Source organism: Flavobacterium sp. 38-13 (genome assembly GCF_001899155.1).
Taxonomy (GTDB): Bacteria; Bacteroidota; Bacteroidia; order Flavobacteriales; family Flavobacteriaceae; genus Flavobacterium; species Flavobacterium lindanitolerans.
This window is the reverse complement of record NZ_MKVG01000014.1, coordinates 51,192-72,136: the sequence shown is the minus strand read 5'-3', so window position 1 is coordinate 72,136 and position 20,945 is coordinate 51,192. Positions and strand designations below refer to the sequence as shown.

The following is a 20,945-nucleotide window of genomic DNA, read 5'->3' as shown; positions in this document are numbered from 1 at the left end:
TTCTTTATTTTCTTTTATCTAAAAACAGTTAATCGTTACAGATTTTGGACTGCCTGCTTGAACTGCCTTCCTCTGTCTTCATAATTTTCAAACAGGTCAAAGCTGGCACAAGCCGGAGACAGCAATACCGTATCCCCTTTTTCTGCCATTCTTTGTGCATATTTTACAGCATCTTTCATGTTTTGGGCTTCAATCAACTCATCAACAACATCACCAAAAGCATCAATAATTTTTTTGTTGTCAATACCCAGACAAATAATTGCCTTTACTTTTTCACGCACCAAAGGCATCAATTCCGAATAGTCATTGCCTTTGTCAACACCACCTACAATCCATACTGTTGGGGTGTTCATACTATCCAAAGCATAAAATGCAGCATTTACATTCGTCGCTTTTGAATCGTTCACATATTGCACGTTTTGAATTTTAAGCACTTTTTCCAAACGATGCTCTACACCCTGAAAATCAGAAAGGCTTTCACGGATTGTGGATTTTCTGATTCGCAATAATTGCGCAACCGTAGCGGCTGCCATTGCATTTTTCACATTGTGTTTTCCTTCTAAGGCTAGTTTGTCTTGTGGCATAACAAATTCTTCGTTATTGATGTTTATATTGATTGTATCTTCTTTTGCAAAGGCTCCGTTTTCTATTGTTTTTGTCATTGAAAAAGGCAGCAGTTGCGCTTTTGTTTTATTCATTTTAAGCCAATTATGGATGGCTTCGTCATCAGCATCATAAATCAGGTAATCTTCTTCTGTCTGGTTTTCCGTTATCCTGAATTTTGCGGCGATGTATTTTCCGTAATCGTAATCGTACCGGTCTAAATGGTCAGGGCTGATATTGGTGATTATGGCAATATGTGGCTTATAATCTATAATTCCGTCGAGCTGAAAGCTGCTTAATTCAAGAACGTATATGTCATGTTTTCCTTCTGCTACCTGCCAGGCGAAACTTTTGCCTACATTTCCTGCCAATCCTACATTGAGTCCTCCCTGTTTCAGCAAATGATAGGTCAGCATGGTGGTAGTAGTCTTTCCGTTGCTTCCCGTAATGCCAACCGTTATCGCTTTTGTGTACTGGGCTGCAAATTCAATTTCAGAAATGACCGGTATGCCTCTCTCCACAAGTTTTCTCACTATTGGAGACTTTTCAGGAATTCCGGGGCTTTTCATCACCACATCTGCATTCAGAATCAAATCTTCCGTATGCTTTTCTTCTTCCCATTTTATGCCATGAAGACCAAGAACTTCTTTGTAATTGTTTTTTATTTTCCCAAAATCCGACACAAAAACGTCGTATTCTTTTTTCTTACCGAGAATTGCCGTGCCGACACCGCTTTCTCCACCTCCTAAAATGACCAGTCGTTTTTCCATTTACCTTAATTTTAGGGTTACGATTGACAGAATTGCCAATAAGATTCCCACGATCCAGAAGCGGGTTACAATCTTACTTTCGTGGTAACCCTTCTTCTGGTAATGGTGATGCAATGGCGACATCAAAAATATTCTCCGGCCTTCGCCGAAACGTTTCTTTGTATATTTAAAATAAGACACCTGTAATACGACGGAGAGATTTTCTGCGAGGAAAATACCACACAATACCGGAATCATTAATTCTTTTCTGACTGCAATAGCTAAAACAGCGATAATTCCACCTATGGTTAAACTTCCTGTATCACCCATAAATACGGTTGCCGGATAGGTATTGTACCAGAGAAATCCGACGAGTGCTCCGACAAAGGAGGCGATATAGACCGTCATTTCGCCCGAATTCGGGATATACATTATGTTCAGGTAATTCGAGAAAATAATGTTACCGGATACAAAAGTGAAAATTCCGAGTGCAATGACCGAAATGGCCGATGTTCCTGCAGCGAGACCGTCAATCCCGTCTGTAAGGTTGGCTCCGTTTGATACGGCAGTGATGATAAAAATCACAACCGGAATAAAAATCAGCCAGGCATAATCTTTATAATTATCTCCTGCCCATGAAAGCAGTTCTGCATAATCAAATTCGTTGTCCTTGAAAAACGGAATTGTTGTAGCGGTAGATTTTTCTTCCAACGGAACAGCCGAAACGGTTGTCTGATTTGTAGCAAAAATATTAGTGTTGCCTGTATCCGTTCTTACCGTAACACTTGGATGGAAATACAAAACTGTTCCTACAATCAATCCCAAACCAACTTGTCCGATAACTTTAAATCTTCCTTTAAGCCCCTCTTTATCTTTCTTGAAAATTTTAATATAATCATCTATAAATCCGATGGTTCCCATCCAAAGCGTAGTGACAATCAGCAGCAGGATATAGATATTATTCAATTTGGCCAATAACACGACCGGTACTAACGTAGCGACGATGATAATGAGTCCTCCCATGGTAGGTGTTCCTGCTTTTTCATTTTGTCCTGCAAGACCCAACTCTCTAACCGTTTCACCAACCTGCTGTCTTCTCAGAAAGTTGATAATCTTTTTACCAAAGACTGTCGAAATCAATAGCGAAAGTATGATTGCCAGTCCGGAACGAAACGTTATGTATTGGAAAACTCCTGTTCCCGGAATGTCCATCTGGTCTAAATAGTCAAATAGATAGTATAGCATAGATTCTCTATTTATTCAATTGTTCTAAAAGTTCTGTTACAATTTTCATATCGTCAAAGTCATAGCGCACACCATTAATTTCCTGGTAGGTCTCATGTCCTTTTCCTGCAATCAGTATAATATCGTTTGGCTGTGCCAACTGGCAAGCTGTTTTTATAGCCTGCTTTCTATCTACTATAGCCAGTGTTTTTTTATAGTTTTGGGGCTCTACGCCTTTTTCCATTTCTAAAATAATTGCTTCAGGGTCTTCTGTTCTCGGATTATCTGAAGTCAGTATTGCTTTGTCGCTCAATGTCGATGCAATATTGGCCATTATTGGGCGCTTGGTCTTATCTCTGTCGCCACCACAACCTACAATTGTTATAAGCTGCTCATTTTTAGTCCGGATATCGTCGATTGTCTTTAATACATTTTCCAAAGCATCCGGTGTATGTGCATAATCAACAACAGCGGTAATATTTCCTTTAGAAACTATATATTGGAATCTCCCCGACACACTTTCCAGTTCTGACAACAACCTCAAAACTTCCATAGTATCCAGTCCTAATTCGACAGCCGTTCCATAAATAGCCAGCAGATTATAGGCATTAAAATTCCCTATCAACCGAACCCAAACTTCCTGTTCATTAATTTTCAGCAAAAGTCCGGAAAGCTGGTTTTCTAAAATCTGCGTTCTGTAATCGGCATATGATTTTAGGGCGTAGGTCAGCTTTTTTGCATTGGTATTCTGCAGCATGACCGGTCCGTTTTTGTCATCGATATTTACCAGGGCGAAGGCACCTTTTGGCAATTGGTCGAAAAATGTTTTTTTGACATCGCGGTATTCTGCAAATGTTTTATGATAATCTAAATGGTCATGCGAAAGATTTGTAAAAACTCCTCCGGCAAACTGTAATCCTTCAGTTCTTTTCTGTGCGATTCCGTGCGAGCTTACCTCCATAAAGCAATATTCTACTCCCACATCGTTCATTTCTTTCAAGAACTTATTAATTGTAATGGAATCTGAAGTAGTAAGCATCGACTTGTATTCCACATCGTCCACGACATTTTTTACCGTAGAAAGCAATCCTACCTTATAACCGGCTTTTTTGAACAATTGATAGAGCAGGGATGCAATGGTTGTTTTTCCGTTTGTTCCTGTAATACCTACCAATTTCAAATTAGCCGATGGATTTCCATAATAGTTCGAAGCAATAAAAGCCAAAGCTCTGTTCGTGTCTTTTACCTGCACATAAGTGACCCCTGAAACTATATTCTCCGGAAAAGTATCACAGATAATTGCGATTGCTCCTTTGCTTAAAGCTGTTTCTATATATTCATGTCCGTCTGCAACAGTACCACGAATAGCTATAAATACATCATTATTTTCAATTTTTCTTGAATCAAAATTGATGGCATTGATAGCAATTTCCGTCGAACCTTTTACAGCTTCAATTGCAACTTTGTATAATATATCTTTTAGAATAATCACGATAATTCTAATATTATGGTTCTGTTTTTTACTATGGCTTCACCCGGCGGGATGGATTGTTTTTTCACTTTTCCGATTCCGATAACCTTAACTTTCATTTTCATGTTCTCAAAAAGCGCTACGGCATCCATTCCTGCCATTCCCTGCACATTCGGGATTGTTTCTTTCGAAACCAAATCGGAATATTTTGCATAATTCTTTTCCTGATTGATGCTTTTTCTATTCAGGTTTTTAATTTCATTGGTTGACGGTACATCGGTAAAAATCTTCTGAGCGATTCTTTTGAAAACCGGTCCGGACACATCACCTCCATAAAAACCTTTGCTTTTGCTTGGTTTGTGGATGATGACAATACAGGAATATTTTGGATTGTCTGCCGGAAAATATCCTGCAAATGACGAAGCATAATACATTGCATCTGTGTGTTTTCCTTTGGCATAATCCACCTGCGCCGTTCCTGTTTTTCCTGCCATTGAAAAGTCTTTGGAATACAATTTGGAACCCGTTCCTTTTTTTACCGTATTTTCAAGAACTTTTCTGACTTTTTTCAAGGTTTCATCAGAACATATTTTTGGGTTGATGACTTCCTTGTCAAATTTTTTGATGGTTTTGTTCCATTCTTTGATTTCTTTTACAAAGATTGGCTTCACCATTTCACCATTATTTGCAACGGCATTGTAAACCGTAAGCGACTGCAATGGCGTCATTGAAACCCCATAACCAAAAGCCATCCATGGAAGTGACGTACCATTCCATCGTTTTGTTTTTGGCTGTGGAATAAACGGAACCCCTTCGCCTTTGAAAGGCAACCCTAACGGCTTGTTAAGTCCCATTTTATTAATTCTTCCGACAAACTCCATCGGATTGTCCTTATAATTTTCATAGACCGCCTGCACCATCACTGTATTGGAAGAAAGTTCAAAACCTCTTGCCAATGAAACTTTTCCATAGCCGCCTTTTTTCGAATCTCTTACGTGTCTGTTATGGTAGGTAATGTCACCACCACGACTGTCATATATCTGGCTTGTATCTACTTTTTTATCATCCAAAAGGGCAATCAGGTCTATCAGTTTGAAAGTAGAACCCGGTTCATGAGATTCTGCCACTGCATAATTCAGCGTTTCGGAATAGCTGCCGTCTTCTGTCCTTCCAAGATTTGAAATCGCCTTTACTTCGCCTGTTTTAGTTTCCATCACAACCACACATCCGTGTTCTGCTTCATAATACTCCAACTGCTTTAGCAAAGCATGATGGGCAATATCCTGTATGTAAACATCAATTGTAGAAATAATGTCATATCCGTCCTGAGGCTCTACCTGATTGTTATCGCTGATTGGTTTCCATTGTCCTTTGGCGATTTTCTGCTTCAGTACTTTTCCGTCCTTACCGTTGATATAATCTTTAAAAGCCCATTCGATTCCTTTTCCATCAACTCCGCCGTCTACATATTCTCTTTCATAACCAATGGTTCTTTGGGCAATCATGCCAATTGGATGTTCTCTTACCGTTTTCTGCTCTGCTATCAGGCCGCCTTTATTAGCTCCCAAGTTAAACAGCGGGAAAGTTTTCACTCTCATATATTCTGTGTAACTCAATCCTCTTGCCAACAGCATATATCTGTTTTTGTTGGCTTTTGCCTTACGGAATTCATTGAGATAATGAGAACTTGGCTTACCTAACAACACCGAAAGTGAATCGGAAAGCGCTTCAATATTTTTATTAAAATCTTCCTTTTTAGGTGCTACGGCATCAAACCGGATAGTGTAATTTGGAATGGAAGTAGCCAAAAGACTTCCGTCTGCAGAATACACATTTCCTTTGTTGGCAGGAATCACAAAATTTTTCACAGTGCGGTCTTTCGCCAGCTTCCTGTAATAATCACCCTCAACCCACTGAATATTGGTCAGCTTTACGATTATTCCAGTAGCCATCACCACGATTGCAAATGCAACGAGGTAAATCCTGTAAGAAATATTTTTTTCTTCTACTGCCATAACTTTTCAAAAAAGCCTTTTTCTTTTTCTTTTAATACCTTAATTTTTTTTGGGGGAACAGATGATGGAAAAATTCCTTTGACTTCCATTTTCTGGGAAATTGTCGATTCCATTTTCAGCTTCATCAACTCAGAGCGCCTGTCTACAAATTCCGAACGCAGTTCTTTTACTTCTTTATCTAACTCGGTAATCCTGTATGTTTTCTGCTCGTAATTGTGGGAATTTGCAATCATTATCAAAGCCAGTACAATTAAAAAGATGATGAACTGCCAATTTTTAGCCGCATCATCATTAATGAGAAATTTTGCTTTTAATATGCTGTAGATTCCACCTTTCATTTCCTGATTTATGATTTTGGATTTTTTGATTTATGATTTTGGATTTATGATTTTGGCTAGTTTGACCCATTACCTAAAATCTTAAATCATAAATCTTACATCTAAATACTATATCTTTTCTGCTATCCTCAATTTTGCACTTCTCGCCCTATTGTTTACCCTGATTTCTTCTTCATCAGGAACAATCAATTTCCCTATTGTTTTGAATGGAACCGAAAAATTCCCGAAGAAATCACGTTCCGGCTCACCTTCAAACATTCCGTTTTTGATGTATCTTTTCACCAAACGGTCTTCAAGAGAGTGATAGGAAATCACGCTCAGGCGTCCGCCCGGTTTTAATATTTCCAGAGATTGCTCTAAAAACTCTTTTAAGACATCCATTTCCTGGTTTACTTCAATACGGATAGCCTGATACATCTGCGCCAAAATCTTATTGCTTTTGTGCGCCGGTAAAAAACGGCCCAAGACTATCTTTAATTGCTCTGTATTTCTTATGTCACCATGCTCCCTAGCTTCTAAAATCACCCTTGCAATGGCAGGAGCATTTTTCAGCTCACCATAGTCATAAAATACACGACGCAGGTTTGCCTCGTCATAACCATTAACTACAGTATAAGCACTCAAATCATTTTTTTGGCTCATTCTCATATCCAGCTCCGCATCAAAACGCGTTGAAAAACCTCTTTCAGCTACGTCAAACTGATGAGAAGACACCCCTAAATCAGCCAAAATTCCATCAACGCTTTTCACATTGTGGAATCTTAAAAACCTTTTGATAAACCTGAAATTCTCATTAATCAGCGTAAATCTGTCGTCATCAAGAGCATTCGCCAACGCATCTTCATCCTGGTCAAAAGCAAACAGCTTTCCTTCAGGCCCTAAACGCCTCAGGATTTCTTTTGAATGACCGCCGCCTCCGAAAGTCACATCCACATACACCCCATCCGGCTTGATATCCAAACCGTCTACAGTTTCTTTCAGCAAAACCGGATTATGATATTCCATTGTCGTCATCATTTATATTTCCCATTACATCTTCAGCCAAATCTGCAAAATCTACATCATCGCCTGAAATTGATTTTTCATACAAGTCCTTATCCCAGATTTCAACAATATTTACCGCCGAAGACAATACCAAATCTTTTGAGATATTTCCAAAAGCCGTCAGGTCTTTCGGAATCAGAAGCCTTCCCAGATTATCAATCTCCACCACTTTCACTCCGGCAGTAAAGCGTCTGATGAAATCATTGTTCTTCTTCACGAAGCGATTCAGCTTATTGATTTTCTGCATCATCAAATTCCACTCTGCCATTGGATAAAGTTCCAAACAAGGCTGAAACACGGAACGTTTCAACACGAAACCATCATTCAATGAATCCGTCAGCTGCTTTTTCAAAGGAGCAGGCAGAAGCACACGCCCTTTGGCATCTATCTTACATTCATATGTTCCGATAATGGTATTCAATGAGTTACGTTTTTCATTGTTTCATAGCAAATGTAGAAAAATAATTACCACAATTTACCACAATCTACCACTTTGTTGATAAGTTTTACCACATTACACTCGAATTCGACACAAATCAGCCACTCAAAATATCAGGTTTTATTGCTAATACTTTAGCTAAATTTAATTTTGCCGATAAATTCAATAAGAGATTTGTGATTTACATTAAAAATTTTACGCATTTTTTAAAACGAAACCACAAGAATAAAAAACCGAAATAATTGACTGATACCACTTTAGGTTCCGAAGGCCCAGAAAAAACGTTTTCGTTAGAAATTACTTACAGCATTAAAAAATAAGCTGAAATTTTAAAAGTAAATTATCAATACAAAAATTCGTTTTTATCTATAAAATCATATATTTGTGTGAATTTGAAATGCCTAAAACAATCAATGGAAGAACACTTAATAAAAGAAGGTAAATACAAATATTTTGAAACCGGTGAAGGAACACCCATCGTTATCCTTCATGGACTTATGGGAGGATTAAGCAATTTTGACGGCGTTGCAGAATATTTCCCAAAACAAGGATATAAAGTTGTCATCCCCGAATTGCCCATCTACACGCAAAGCATCCTAAAAACCAATGTAAAAGCCTTTGCCAAATATGTTAAAGATTTTATTACCTACAAAGGTTTTGAGCGTGTGATACTTTTAGGAAATTCATTGGGCGGCCATATTGCCCTGTACCACACCAAAATGTATCCTGAAAAAATGCTTGGACTGGTAATAACAGGAAGCTCAGGTCTTTATGAAAGCGCCATGGGTGACAGTTATCCGCGCCGGGGCGATTATGAATACATCCAGAAAAAAGCCGGCGATGTTTTTTATGACCCAAAAATAGCCACCAAAGAAATTGTTGATGAAGTCTATGCCATGGCCAATGACAGAATCAAATTAATCAAAACCTTAACGATAGCCAAAAGCGCCATTCGCCATAACATGGCAAAGGATTTGCCAAAAATGCACGTTCCTACCTGCATCATTTGGGGGAAAAATGACAAAGTAACACCTCCGGAGGTTGCTGAAGAATTCCACCAGTTATTGCCAAACTCAAGTCTTTACTGGATTGACAAATGCGGACATGCCCCAATGATGGAACATCCGGATGAATTCAACAGATTGATGCACGATTGGCTGCAAAAGACACATCTATAATTTTTTAGCCTATATAAATAACCGCGGTTTTACGGATTCCTTTCCAGAAAACCGCGGTTATTTTTTTTGACTACCTTTGCAGAAATCGAATAACTGTTATGAAAATCAATTCCGCCGAATTTATTATAAGCAATTCCGAAGTCAGCAAATGCCCTCAGGAACGCCTTCCTGAGTATGCGTTTATTGGAAGGTCGAATGTAGGGAAGTCTTCCCTAATCAATATGCTGACCAATCATAAAAATCTGGCAAAAACTTCAGGAAGACCCGGAAAAACACAGCTTATCAATCATTTTAAAATCAACAGCAACTGGTTTTTGGTGGATTTACCGGGTTATGGTTATGCCCGGGTTTCAAAAAAGACCAAGGAAGTATTCCAGAAATTCATTACCGATTATTTTGAAAAGAGAGAGCAGCTGGTCTGCGCTTTCGTATTAATTGACATCCGTCTGGAAGCACAGGCTATTGATTTGGAATTCATAACTTATTTGGGAGAAATTGAAGTTCCTTTCTGTATCATTTTTACCAAAGCCGACAAAATCAGCAAGACTAAAATCGATTCACATGTAGCGGCCTATCGCAAAAAACTTCTGGCGAGCAATTGGGAAGAAATGCCTCCCTATTTTATCACCTCCTCTGCCGATGGAACCGGAAAGGAAAAGCTGTTAACTTATATTGAAGAAATCAATACGGAAGTATTCAAAGACCTGAATAATTTTTAAAAAAATACGGACTCAAATTGAGTCCGTATTTTTTTTTATTTGGGCAATATTTATTTTGCCTTCAAATCCATTTTTTCTGCGAAATAATCGCAAAAATCTCTCATGGTATCTGACATTTTCTCATCGTCTGTAGCTCTTTGGAAAGTGTCTGCCATAGCAACAAGGCTTTGGTGAAAGAATTTCTTCATTTCATCAACCGGCATGTCTTTTGTCCAAAGGTCGATTCTCATCGTTTCCTGCACGTTGCTATCCCAGAATGAAAGCATCATGGCTTTGGATTCTTCCTGAACTACACCGCCATCCTGAGCTGCCCAGAAAAGTTTTTCCGGCACTCTGTTTTCATCCAGTTCAACTGTTATTTTTATTTCAGAGGTTATTTTTTTAGACATTACTTTTTAGGTTTGTATTTGGATTTATCAAAAATTTCTTTTGCATCGGTCTGCAATAATTGCTGCAAAGATACGTCATTGTTTTTCATATAAGAACGAACTATCTGCCATCCAATCCATCTTCCTATCTGTCCCGGAGATTCGTTATCTATTTCCAGATAAAATTTGGAGAATGGTGCCGGATTGATAAATCTTCCCGGTAATTTCGGGTCAGAATCGTATAATAGTTTCTCATCAACAAAATAACGCCAGATGTATCCTTCATTTTCCTGGCTCCATGCAATCTGTTCCGGCGTATAGCCAATTTTATCTGCATCTGAAATCTGCGGAATCAACAGGTCTTTCATGTACAATTCTTTACCAAAATAAATCATCTGCGAAAGCAATGTTCTGTCTGTTGGCGGTACAATTTTTCGTATTGCAAAACTCGAAACCACATCTGAAAGCAGTTGTGATTTTTCAAAAGTCTTTCTTTGGTATTCCGGGAAACCAGTATAAAACTCATGGTCTTTGCCAAGATACACATCTAATGATACAAGCAGCAGGCTATCCGCATAGATAACTTTATTATCCGTATCTACTTCCGAAATCAGCGTTACGACCTTTGGCAGTCGCGTTTCCGGAAAATAGTATTTTATATGACGGAAAAGCTCTTCCAAATCGCCTCTTTCTTTCTGAAAATTGCCAAATTTTTTCTGAACCTCATCATGCACCTGCTTTAGCAGTGGGTTTTTCATTTTATTGATCCAAACCGTATCTTCATTTCCCTCAGGAAAAAAATACGGGAATTGCTGTTTTATTTTTGACAGCTCATTCGGGTCCGATTCATAAAAAACTTTATCAAAACGTTCTACAGTAAGTTCCACAGGAACTTCTTCTATTGCTTTTTCTACTTTATCTTTTTTATCACAGGAGATGAAAAAGAGAGTAAACATCAATAAAAAGGCAAGTTTTCTCATTTATATTTTTGTTAGTATTTTTGTATTAAATCTTAACCTTAAATTATGAATTGTTTTGTTTAACTTTAATAGATAAAATTTAAAGTGCAAATATACACTTCAACAATCTAATTAATAAAATTGTAATGCAAAAAAACAATACGCTTCAGGCCGATAAGGTTACATCCCACATTGTAAATTGGCTAAAGGACTATGCTACAAACGCAAAAGTAAACGGTTTTGTTGTTGGAATTTCCGGCGGTGTTGATTCTGCCGTTACTTCTACATTGTGTGCCGCTACCGGCATGCCAACCCTTTGCGTCGAAATGCCTATCCACCAGGCACCAAGCCAGGTTTCCAGAGGAAGGGAGCATATTGAGCAATTAAAAAAGAAATACTTAAACGTAGAAAGTGTTGAAACCAACCTGACGACTGTTTTTGAGATTTTTAAAAGTGTAGTTCCCGCCAGCGATGATGAAAAAAAATTACATCTCTCTCTCGCCAATACCAGAGCACGTCTGCGCATGACTACTTTATATTATCACGCCGGAATTCACGGAAGGCTGGTTGCCGGAACCGGAAACAAAGTTGAAGATTTCGGGGTAGGTTTTTACACAAAATATGGCGATGGCGGTGTAGACGTAAGTCCTATTGCTGATTTGATGAAATCTGAAGTGTATCAGCTTGCGGAATACATGGGGGTTCCTGAATCCATTCTGATTGCTGCTCCAACCGACGGGCTTTTTGGAGACGACAGAAGTGACGAAGACCAGCTTGGCGCAAGTTATGATGAATTGGAATGGGCCATGAAGGCCGTTGAACAAGGAAAAGAGGCAACCGATTTTACCGGAAGAAAAGCAGAAGTTTTTTCAATCTATAAAAGACTTAATTACGTAAATCAACATAAAATGATTCCGATTCCTGTTTGCGAAATTCCGAAACATTTGAAATGATTTTCATACAACCTTTATTTAATTTGAAAAAATTTAACTAAATTTACTATAGATTTATCAGTTTAAATTTAAAAAAAATGAATTATGATTAAAATATGTTTAGCCGATAATCATCCCATCGTCCACTACGGGATTAAATCCTACTTTAAAGACAATTCAGAAATCAGCATTGTTGGCCATGCTGAAGACTTTACTACTTTAGAAGATATCCTCAATAAAAAGTCTGTTGATATTGTTATTTTGGATTTGGATTTGGAAGGTCTGTCCAGCATCAACCTTATAAAAGGAATGGTTAAAGATTATCCTTCAACAAAGATTGTGATTTTCACAAATCTTTCCGAGCAAATGTATGCCCCGAATGCTCTGAAAGCAGGTGTTTCTGCCTACATCCACAAAACTTCCAAATTAGAGAATCTTGCATCCGCATTGATAAAAGTTTACGGAGGCGCTGTTGTTTTTAGCGAAACCGTAAAGAAAAATCTTGCCCTGATTGGAAAAAGAAACAAATCAGAGCGTTTGTACAGAAAACTTTCTACACGTGAAATTGAGGTATTACGCTATTTGAGCGATGGAAAAAAGAATAAGGAAATTGCCAAAATTCTTGACTTAAACGAAAAAACAGTGAGTACCTACAAATTAAGGCTTCTTACGAAATTAAATGTAACTAACCTGGTTGACTTGGTTAATAAGGCAAAAACGCTTGAAATAGTCTGATTTTAGCTATAACGCGACATTACCCTGCCTAGTTTGGATGAAAAAGAATTGATTAGTTTATAATAATCCATAGCCATAGACAAGGTTTCCGTATTATCTGAATCCGGACCCGATGTTATGCTTCCTTTCAACTCCTCTATAATCCTGTCAACAAGATACCACCTCAACGTCAGGATTGTTTCGGAAACATATTGTTCAATGGTTTGGTCTTTCTGCTTTACTATAATGTTTTGACCTTCCCAATTGTGAAGAACTTCCCTTTCTTCATGCATCAATATGTCTGTCACTTCTTGCGCTAATTCCGGCGCAAGATGCATGAGATAGTGTTCTGTATTAAACGATTCATTCTGGTGGAAATAATTCACCATATCGTTATATATTTCCCGGAATAACGGATTTGCCAATTCAACTTCATCTTCCTGAAGGCTCAGATAAATTCTTTGGTAGACCTTATATTCTTTTTTTTCCGTAACTTCTTCTATCTCACCTTCCTCATTTGCACGGAGTATCACATCTTCAAATTCTTCGGTCTTATTTCCATAAAGCAAAAGAATTTCTATTATTTTTCTTTCCAGTTCATAGAGTACATCTATTCTTTGTGACTGTTCCGGATTCTCATTTTTGACAACTTCAAAAGCCTTCTGCTCCTGTTTCTGCTTCTTACCTGTCTCAACTACGTCTTTCTGAATGAGCTGCGCCAGTGTATTGACCAAAACCTGTTCAGAAATATCCATGATTCTTGCCGTCTCCTGAAGGTAGATTTCACGTTGGATTCTGTCCGGTATTTTTGAAATACTCGTAACCATATCGCGAATGAGCCCCGCTTTTTTTACAGGGTCATTTTGAGATTCATCCATCAGGAGCGATGCCTTAAACTGAATAAAATCTTTTGCATTGGTATCCAGATAGCGGACAAGTTCCTCATAGGAATTTTTACGCGCAAAGCTATCCGGGTCTTCTCCCTGAGGAAACGTACAGACCTTTACATTCATTCCTTCTTCCAGAATAAGGTCAATTCCACGGATGGAAGCTCTCAATCCGGCTGCATCACCATCAAAAAGTACCGTAATATTTTTTGTCAATCGGTTAATCAGACGGATTTGATCTGATGTCAGGGCTGTTCCTGACGATGCCACGACATTTTCTATGCCTGCCTGGTGAAATTGTATTACATCGGTATAGCCTTCAACCAAATAACAATTATCCAGTTTGGCAATGGATTGTTTGGCATAAAAGATTCCGTAAAGCACTTTACTTTTGTGGTAAATGTCGCTTTCCGGCGAGTTCATGTATTTGGCCGCTTTTTTATCGTTGCCGAGAATTCGGCCACCAAAGCCCAACGTTCTTCCCGACATGCTCTGTATAGGAAACATCACACGCCCTTTAAAACGGTCAAACTGCTTGTCTTCCTTAACAATAGTCAATCCCGTTTTTTCGAGATATTCCAGCTTATAGCCTTTCCCTAATGCTTCTTTAGTCAAGGCATCCCAGGTGTCAGGCGAATAGCCCAATTCAAATTTTCTTATTGTTTCGTTGGTAAAACCTCTTTCCTTAAAGTAAGAATAGCCAATTGCCTGTCCTTCTTCATTATTGAGAAGTATGTCGTGGAAATAGCGTTTTGCAAATTCAGAAACCAGATACATGCTTTCCTTTTCATTAGCTTCTGCTTTTTCTTCCTGCGACTGCTCTGTTTCTTCAATTTCTATGTTGTATTTCTTGGCAAGGTACCTGATGGCTTCCGGATAGGTAAAATGCTCATGTTCCATTAAAAAAGCAACAACGTTACCTCCTTTTCCGGAACTAAAATCCTTCCATATCTGTTTTACAGGAGAAACCATAAATGAAGGCGAGCGTTCATCCGAAAACGGGCTCAGTCCTTTAAAATTACTTCCCGCTCTTTTCAATTGCACAAAATCACCAATGACCTCCTCAACACGGGCGGTTTCAAAAACGGTATCTATGGTTGTCTTGGCAATCAATGGCTAAAAAAATCAGGATTTAAGAGCCCAAAGATACGAAGATTTTGTCTTGCAGAATTCGGCAGACTATAAGAAAAGTGCTCATTTCCCAAAACAGGGAATGAGCACTTCTCAACGTATTCACTAACTTCAACTTTTCTAATTAAAATCAAATCTGATTCCTAAGGAGACATTATTCTGGTCAATTTCATTGTCGCGGAAAATCGTATTCAGGTCATATTTAACATACAAGCTCGTCTGTCCATAACCAACATAAGCGCTGAGTCCGTATATAAAATCATTAACATTAAAATCGCCTTTGGTTCTTTCTTTTACATTATGGTCGTCTATTTCATATCGCAAAATCTGTTTTGATTTCACATTTACTCCCGCATAACCACCAACACCCAATCGGAAACTTTCGTGTGAGCGGAAATATGTCCTCTTTTCTGTAACACGTTTTTTTGTAAAATCCAATTCCAGATGCAACGGAACTACCAGATAAACGTTTCTGAAACGGGAGTCTTTCAGATGAATCGGATTTCTTTCAAGGTTGGTCTGGTCGCCATTAACAACAAAGCTCCGATTGTCTGTAGGCCTAAGATTGTTGTACATCAAAGACAGTCCGTATTTTGCATGCAGGAGGTTATGGTTTTTAGCCAATCTCGTATTGAACGCAATTCCCCATTCATAAAAATGCGACCCCCACATTCTGTAATCTGAACCTTCTAATGAACCCAGGTCGCCTTTTGTGAGTGCATTGTTAAGTCCTATTGCAAAAACAAATTGTGAAGTTGTTCTTAACTCGCCTCTGTTGTTTCTTATAGAATCTCTTTTTGGCGAATCTTTTTCCCAATAAATGCTGAACGCTGTTCTTCTTCCTTCAGACGGCAATTTTCCGTCAACCTTTTCCCTAACCAGGTCAGTAAGTTTTGCTTCTTCGGCACCAACCCTGGTTTCTATATTTTTAGCCCTTACATCCGCTAATTCCATTTTACGTTTGTCTGCTTCTTCAAGGTCAATTTCTCCTTTTTCGAGTAATTTATTTACAGCTTCTACTTCCTCTTTGAGCGCGTCTTTTTCTTCTTTGGTAATGGTTTCGATACGCAAGGCTATCGCTTTAGCTCTTTGCTCAAAAGTTTCCTGTGCTATTGCTTTAGATACTAAAAAACATAGCATTATCATTGCATAAAAAATAATTTTTTGCATGTCATTGGGTTTTAAAAAATTAAATCTGGTTTATTCGTTGTTTCTGTTTGCAAGGGATGTTTTGACAGATTCATAATTTCTGCCAATTGATTTGATTACTCTGTTTCTAAAACTTTCGTTCAATTCTCCTTCAACATCAGAAAGAAGACCCTTAGAGTCTACTTTCACACTCGATTTTGCAACATATTTCTTCACTGATTGTGATTGGATTTTGTTTTCGGCTTCGGCCAAAAGTTTCTCTGATTCGATATACTTGTTTGCCTTAACCGTTTCTTTTTGCTCAACAGTAGCTATCGCTTCAGTTTTTTCAGGCATAACCTGCGAAGTTTTATCTTCCTGCGAAACAGCAGAAGATTTTATTTTTTGAACCTTCTTTTGTTCCGGCAATCTTGAAGCGATGGCTCCTGCAGCTGCTGTTGTGATTTGATTTGATGATTTTGTATTGTATTCGTCTACAGTTATTGTCTCTCCCTGTTTTTCTGTTGTTTTTTCCTGAACAACAACTCCTTTTTCTTTAGCGGTCTGGATTTCTACTTCTGGCTGTTTGAAGAAGATTGTCCCGACCAGCAAAAACCCTAAAAAACTGGCTGCAATATAGAGCCATGTGCGTTTTTTCGGCTTACTTTTCTTTTCTGCTACCGACAGCATGGCGTCCAGCCTGTCCCAAGACATTTCAGAAGGCTGAATAGTTCTTTCATTAAGCTTCTTCTTGAAATCCTGTTCTAATTTATTCAGTTCCATTTTGAAAATTCTTTAGTTTGTTAATTTGTTCCTGCAGCATTTTTCTTGCATGCGACAATTGCGATTTAGATGTTCCTTCATTAATTCCAAGCATTTTCGCAATTTCCTGATGCTTGAATCCTTCAATAGCATAAAGGTTAAAAACCATTCTGTAACCATCCGGAAGACTGTCTATCAAAAACTGAATATCTTCCACGTTAAACTGACTGTCTGTATTGTTATAGGTTTCCTCGAAATAGGTTTCGTCTTCAATATACTTTACTTTTTTCTGAACTCTTATAAAGGAAATACATTCGTTAATCATTATCCTTCTAATCCAGCCTTCAAAACTTCCTTTGTGTTCAAAATTTTTCAGATTGGCAAAAACTTTCATAAAAGCCGTAATCATTACATCTTCTGCCTGATGCAGGTCTTTTATGTATTGCCTGCATACGCTTAACATTTTGGGAGCATGTCCGGCATATATCTTCTGCTGAGCATGCCTGTTGTTCGCTACAGCCTGGGCGATTATGTCTTTTTCTTCTTGATGTAAAGCGATAACTTTCATTTATATTTTTCGGGTCTTTTTGATAATCGAACCTTCCAATTAGTGTTCTATTGGTATAGACGAGTCTTGTTTGAAAATGGTTGCATGGATAGCAAAAAAAATTAAAAATCAGATATAATAAGCTGTAATTACTTATAATAGAAGAGCTAAATTAAAATATTTTTTGCTTCTCAAGTCTTATCTGTTGTGTTTTGCCATCCTTATTTAGGCTTATGACAATTTCATTTTTTCCTTCCAAAAGAATATTGTAAGTTTTTTTACACATACAAAAATCCTGACAATCTATTTTTTTACCATTTATTCCTTCAACTACATCATCTATCCGTAAGCCTGCTTTCTCAGCCGTGGAGCCTTTTAGTAAGGTTGCTATTTTTGTTTTTCCATTATCGTATTTGAGCGTAAACCCATAAGTTATCCATCCTTCATCTGCTGTTTCAACAGGAAGAAAATACATTTCACCATCTTTAAAATTTAGGGTGACGATATAGTCTTTTATAATTGGGTTGCCAATCAGGGATTCATTATTTGATGAAGTATAAAGAATGGGCTTGTTGGAATAATAAAGATTTTTAATTTCAAGCTTGCCTGAATTCATTACATAAATTGATTCTTTGATAATGCCATTCCCACCTTCTGTTCCACCTCCTATAATCTCACAGACATTTTCTTTATCATGCTTTTTTGCTGCTTTTTCTGTCATGCTAAACAAAGTAGAACTTCCCAGGTCAAACATCATTTTTTCTTTCTTGCCGTTTATCCGTACCTCTATATAAGGCATGAGTCTGCTATTAAAAGTAACCGGAACTTTTATCGCTTTTTGCAGATTTACTATTTTGCCAATCTGGTCAGTAACAATTATTTTTTTTCTCGGATAGTCAATCTGCCAGATATAATTTTTGATAATACTCGCCCCAATCAATCCGCCATCAATCGTGCATTTAATTGTGGGTGATTCATCAAAATTCATCTGCAAAGCGGCAAGGTCATGAAAAGTGAGGGGACCAATATGCAGGCTGTCCAGTTTTACAATATTGATTTCTTTTTTAATTTTATTGCTGCTTCCTACTGTCTGCCTGGTCAGTATCGGGAAATTGTTTTTTTCCTGTATGGCATCTGTAATATTGTTATAGCCTCCGGTGTCAAAAATATAATCGTAGGTATGATTTCCTATCCGAACCTGGATGACAATTTCATCATTGCGGTAGCTAAAAGGAATTTCAAAATAAAAGTTTTTGTTCTCTGAGGGAGCAGTATTAATCCAATTCAGTACTTCTTTAGGCTTTTGGGCACAAACCTGTAGTGTGATAAGAAAGAAAGAGAAGTAGAGGAAACGCATGACTGACAGATTTTAGGTTCTACTGTCAAAGACGATATTACGGCTAAAAAGGTTGCATAGCAATAAAAACAATCAGCAGCAACAGATTATTTTTTTCTTTCTATCACATAATTTACCATCAGGGTAAGCGCATCCTTGTAGGGAGAGTTGGGAAAATCCTGAATTAGTTGCAACGCTTCTTTCTGGAATTCGGTCATTTTTTGTTCTGCATAGGCCAGACCGTTATTTTCTTTTACAAAAGAGATGACTTCTTTTACCCGTTTTTTGTCCTTATTGTGATTTTTAATGGAGTTGATAATCCAGCTTTTTTCTTTTGGTGTACAATGATTCAGCACATAAATCAATGGCAGCGTCATCTTTTGTTCTTTAATATCGATTCCGGTTGGTTTTCCAATAGCATCATCGGTATAGTCAAACAAATCGTCTTTAATCTGGAATGCCATTCCAATGAGTTCACCAAATTTGCGCATTCTTTCAATAACCTCATCATTTTCCGGAGCTACAGAACAAGCTCCGAGTGAACAGCAGGCTGAAATTAAGGTTGCTGTTTTCTGGCGTATGATTTCGTAATAGATGTCTTCTGTAATGTCCAGCCTTCTGGCTTTTTCGATTTGAAGCAATTCTCCTTCGCTCATTTCTCTTACGGCTACAGAAATTATTTTCAGCAAATCAAAATCACCATTGTCAATAGAAAGCAACAGTCCTTTTGAAAGCAGGTAATCGCCAACCAAAACGGCAATTTTGTTTTTCCACAAAGCATTGATTGAGAAAAACCCGCGACGCCTGTTACTGTCATCAACAACATCATCATGCACTAAAGTTGCAGTGTGGATTAATTCGATTACCGAAGCCCCCCGATAGGTTCTTTCGTTGACTGTACCACCTGAAACCATTTTGGCTGTCAGGAAAACAAACATCGGTCGCATTTGTTTTCCCTTGCGGTTTACAATATAGTAGGTAATTCTGTTGAGCAAGGCAACTTTTGACGACATCGCTTCATGAAACTTTTTCTCAAAAAGTTCCATTTCGGCAAGAATCGGCTGTTTTATTTGCTCCGTGATTTTCATTGAGGACAAATATACTATTTAAGTGGTAAAGTACAAGAGGTGTTGTGAGGTTATAGAAGATGCAGTTACATTAAATACGCTATCAAAGTTTGAAACTTCGAAAACATAATGCGTTATAATTATTCTTGTTTTGTTATAAATTTGATTTTTTAAAGAAAAAAGATTATGTTTACAACTTAACAGCCATATAAATTTATTCAAGCATGAAAAAAACTGTATTTATTTTATTCGCCATGTCTTTCCTACTTTTAAGCTGCGACAAAGAAAACCTAGAAACACAAAATACAAATAGTGTTTTAAAAGATGACAAAAGAATCAATAGCCAAAAACGTATTATTGATAACAAGCTAAGTGATTTTATCACTGAATGCATCGCATTAAACAATCAAATCCTAACAATTTTAGAAGAAAGCAATAGTGACATAAAAAGCACCAGCCAAAATCTTGATGATATAAAAGACGAGGCAGAACTATTACGCTATTTTGAAAAACTAAAAATCTCTAAACCTGACAAACTAGTTAGACTTACAAAAGAACTTTCGATTCAAACTGAGATATTTTATCGAGACAACAAAGAGTTTTATGAAATACCAGAAGCAGACAGGTTTGAAATCATAATGCAAGAAATAGATTCTCAACTCAATTATGAAGCACATACTTCTTCTAAAAGAACATGTAAAGAGCAGTGGGCAATAGACGATGCCAGATGTGAACGTACCTTTTGGATTGGCGTATCTTTTGCCGCAGCTTCAGGGTTTGTTTCCTTTGGCTGGAGCACGGTAATCGGATATGCTGCCGTGCAGGCCAATATGATTGTTTGTAAAGCTGATGCTAACGCAGATTATGAAGCATGTATAAGAAAATAAAAAATATTAGTAAAAAAGATATTAGCGCAATAATATCGTACAGCTTTCTTTATATGGTGTTGATTATTCAAATTTTTGACACTGATGACTCGTTATTATACCTACAGTATATCATTTTGGGCGTATCAATAGTGTTTACCATTGTTACAGTATCACTCCGGAAATCCCCGAATAAGTAAAGAAACAAACCCTGACAGAGTTTGGAACTCTGTCAGGGTTTGTTTCTATTGTTTTTGTTTGAAAAATAGTTACGTTTAAAAAATTAAGCAAACTATTTACCAATTTTTAATTAATCTATACGCCATGTTTAAGATAAAAATCGATAAAAAGGTTATTAGCCAAATTATATCAGTTGGTTTGCTTTATACAGGTTTACTTATTCCATTTTTTGACACTGATGACTCATTATTATATCTCCAATATAGCATTCTAGGTGTATCGATAGCA

General features: G+C 37.5%; 20 protein-coding genes. 5 read left to right on the top strand and 15 right to left on the bottom strand.

Features of this window, described 5'->3' with window-relative positions; translation table 11 throughout:
- Nucleotides 1-35 precede the first annotated feature (35 nt).
- The 7 genes from murD to mraZ all read right to left on the bottom strand — a co-directional run bounded on the left by murD (nt 36) and on the right by mraZ (nt 7,865).
- Nucleotides 36-1,373 (bottom strand): UDP-N-acetylmuramoyl-L-alanine--D-glutamate ligase, encoded by a 1,338-nt coding sequence (gene murD, locus BGO88_RS08740; RefSeq protein ID WP_286706623.1) that lies wholly within the window; start codon nt 1,371-1,373, stop codon nt 36-38.
- A complete protein-coding gene (gene mraY / locus BGO88_RS08735; RefSeq protein WP_056068314.1) occupies nt 1,374-2,597 on the bottom strand; it encodes a phospho-N-acetylmuramoyl-pentapeptide-transferase in 1,224 nt (407 codons plus the stop codon).
- Between the two features lie 7 nt (nt 2,598-2,604).
- Nucleotides 2,605-4,068, bottom strand: a complete 1,464-nt coding sequence (locus tag BGO88_RS08730) for a UDP-N-acetylmuramoyl-L-alanyl-D-glutamate--2,6-diaminopimelate ligase (RefSeq protein WP_286706622.1) — start codon at nt 4,066-4,068, stop codon at nt 2,605-2,607.
- Nucleotides 4,065-6,062, bottom strand: a complete 1,998-nt coding sequence (locus BGO88_RS08725; RefSeq protein WP_056068309.1) for a PASTA domain-containing penicillin-binding protein — start codon at nt 6,060-6,062, stop codon at nt 4,065-4,067. The genes BGO88_RS08730 and BGO88_RS08725 overlap by 4 nt, the downstream gene beginning before the upstream one ends.
- A complete protein-coding gene (locus BGO88_RS08720) occupies nt 6,053-6,400 on the bottom strand; it encodes an FtsL-like putative cell division protein (RefSeq protein WP_056068307.1) in 348 nt (115 codons plus the stop codon). The genes BGO88_RS08725 and BGO88_RS08720 overlap by 10 nt, the downstream gene beginning before the upstream one ends.
- Before the next feature lie 108 nt (nt 6,401-6,508).
- On the bottom strand, nt 6,509-7,417 hold the full coding sequence (gene rsmH / locus BGO88_RS08715; protein WP_286706621.1) for a 16S rRNA (cytosine(1402)-N(4))-methyltransferase RsmH: 909 nt from the start codon (nt 7,415-7,417) through the stop codon (nt 6,509-6,511).
- Complete coding sequence (mraZ, locus tag BGO88_RS08710; protein WP_056068305.1) at nt 7,392-7,865, bottom strand: division/cell wall cluster transcriptional repressor MraZ; 474 nt, start codon at nt 7,863-7,865, stop codon at nt 7,392-7,394. Before mraZ ends, rsmH begins: the two co-directional genes overlap by 26 nt.
- A gap of 431 nt (nt 7,866-8,296) precedes the next feature.
- Between mraZ and BGO88_RS08705 the strand changes: the two genes are divergently transcribed.
- Nucleotides 8,297-9,061 carry an alpha/beta fold hydrolase gene (locus BGO88_RS08705; RefSeq protein ID WP_056068303.1) on the top strand — a complete coding sequence of 255 codons (765 nt, stop codon included), beginning with the start codon at nt 8,297-8,299 and terminating at the stop codon, nt 9,059-9,061.
- A 98-nt stretch (nt 9,062-9,159) separates the two neighbouring features.
- Nucleotides 9,160-9,780 carry a ribosome biogenesis GTP-binding protein YihA/YsxC gene (gene yihA / locus BGO88_RS08700; protein WP_056068301.1) on the top strand — a complete coding sequence of 207 codons (621 nt, stop codon included), beginning with the start codon at nt 9,160-9,162 and terminating at the stop codon, nt 9,778-9,780.
- A gap of 50 nt (nt 9,781-9,830) precedes the next feature.
- On the opposite strand, the gene gldC is transcribed toward yihA, so the two are convergent.
- Both gldC and gldB read right to left on the bottom strand, forming a co-directional pair.
- Nucleotides 9,831-10,169 carry a gliding motility protein GldC gene (gene gldC / locus BGO88_RS08695; RefSeq protein WP_056068299.1) on the bottom strand — a complete coding sequence of 113 codons (339 nt, stop codon included), beginning with the start codon at nt 10,167-10,169 and terminating at the stop codon, nt 9,831-9,833.
- Nucleotides 10,169-11,128: a gliding motility lipoprotein GldB gene (gene gldB / locus BGO88_RS08690; RefSeq protein ID WP_286706620.1), complete on the bottom strand. Its 960-nt coding sequence runs from the start codon at nt 11,126-11,128 to the stop codon at nt 10,169-10,171. The genes gldC and gldB overlap by 1 nt, the downstream gene beginning before the upstream one ends.
- Nucleotides 11,129-11,253: 125 nt before the next feature.
- Between gldB and nadE the strand changes: the two genes are divergently transcribed.
- Nucleotides 11,254-12,060 (top strand): NAD(+) synthase, encoded by an 807-nt coding sequence (gene nadE / locus BGO88_RS08685; protein ID WP_286706619.1) that lies wholly within the window; start codon nt 11,254-11,256, stop codon nt 12,058-12,060.
- An 84-nt stretch (nt 12,061-12,144) separates the two neighbouring features.
- The gene (locus BGO88_RS08680; RefSeq protein ID WP_056068294.1) at nt 12,145-12,774 is read left to right on the top strand and encodes a response regulator transcription factor; all 630 of its coding nucleotides are present in this window, start codon (nt 12,145-12,147) and stop codon (nt 12,772-12,774) included.
- Nucleotides 12,775-12,776: 2 nt separating this feature from the next.
- On the opposite strand, the gene dnaG is transcribed toward BGO88_RS08680, so the two are convergent.
- The 6 genes from dnaG to BGO88_RS08650 all read right to left on the bottom strand — a co-directional run bounded on the left by dnaG (nt 12,777) and on the right by BGO88_RS08650 (nt 19,632).
- Nucleotides 12,777-14,753: a DNA primase gene (gene dnaG, locus BGO88_RS08675; RefSeq protein ID WP_101471339.1), complete on the bottom strand. Its 1,977-nt coding sequence runs from the start codon at nt 14,751-14,753 to the stop codon at nt 12,777-12,779.
- 138 nt (nt 14,754-14,891) lie between these two features.
- Complete coding sequence (locus BGO88_RS08670) at nt 14,892-15,941, bottom strand: hypothetical protein (protein WP_056068290.1); 1,050 nt, start codon at nt 15,939-15,941, stop codon at nt 14,892-14,894.
- A gap of 30 nt (nt 15,942-15,971) precedes the next feature.
- Complete coding sequence (locus BGO88_RS08665) at nt 15,972-16,682, bottom strand: hypothetical protein (RefSeq protein ID WP_286706618.1); 711 nt, start codon at nt 16,680-16,682, stop codon at nt 15,972-15,974.
- Nucleotides 16,669-17,229, bottom strand: coding sequence for an RNA polymerase sigma factor (locus BGO88_RS08660; protein ID WP_056068286.1), 561 nt, complete (start codon nt 17,227-17,229; stop codon nt 16,669-16,671). The genes BGO88_RS08665 and BGO88_RS08660 overlap by 14 nt, the downstream gene beginning before the upstream one ends.
- A 151-nt stretch (nt 17,230-17,380) precedes the next feature.
- On the bottom strand, nt 17,381-18,565 hold the full coding sequence (locus BGO88_RS08655; protein ID WP_286706617.1) for an aspartyl protease family protein: 1,185 nt from the start codon (nt 18,563-18,565) through the stop codon (nt 17,381-17,383).
- 86 nt (nt 18,566-18,651) lie between these two features.
- A complete protein-coding gene (locus BGO88_RS08650; protein ID WP_286706616.1) occupies nt 18,652-19,632 on the bottom strand; it encodes a polyprenyl synthetase family protein in 981 nt (326 codons plus the stop codon).
- A gap of 203 nt (nt 19,633-19,835) precedes the next feature.
- On the opposite strand from BGO88_RS08650, the gene BGO88_RS08645 reads away from it, so the two are divergent.
- Nucleotides 19,836-20,498 carry a hypothetical protein gene (locus tag BGO88_RS08645; protein WP_286706615.1) on the top strand — a complete coding sequence of 221 codons (663 nt, stop codon included), beginning with the start codon at nt 19,836-19,838 and terminating at the stop codon, nt 20,496-20,498.
- Nucleotides 20,499-20,945: the final 447 nt, after the last annotated feature.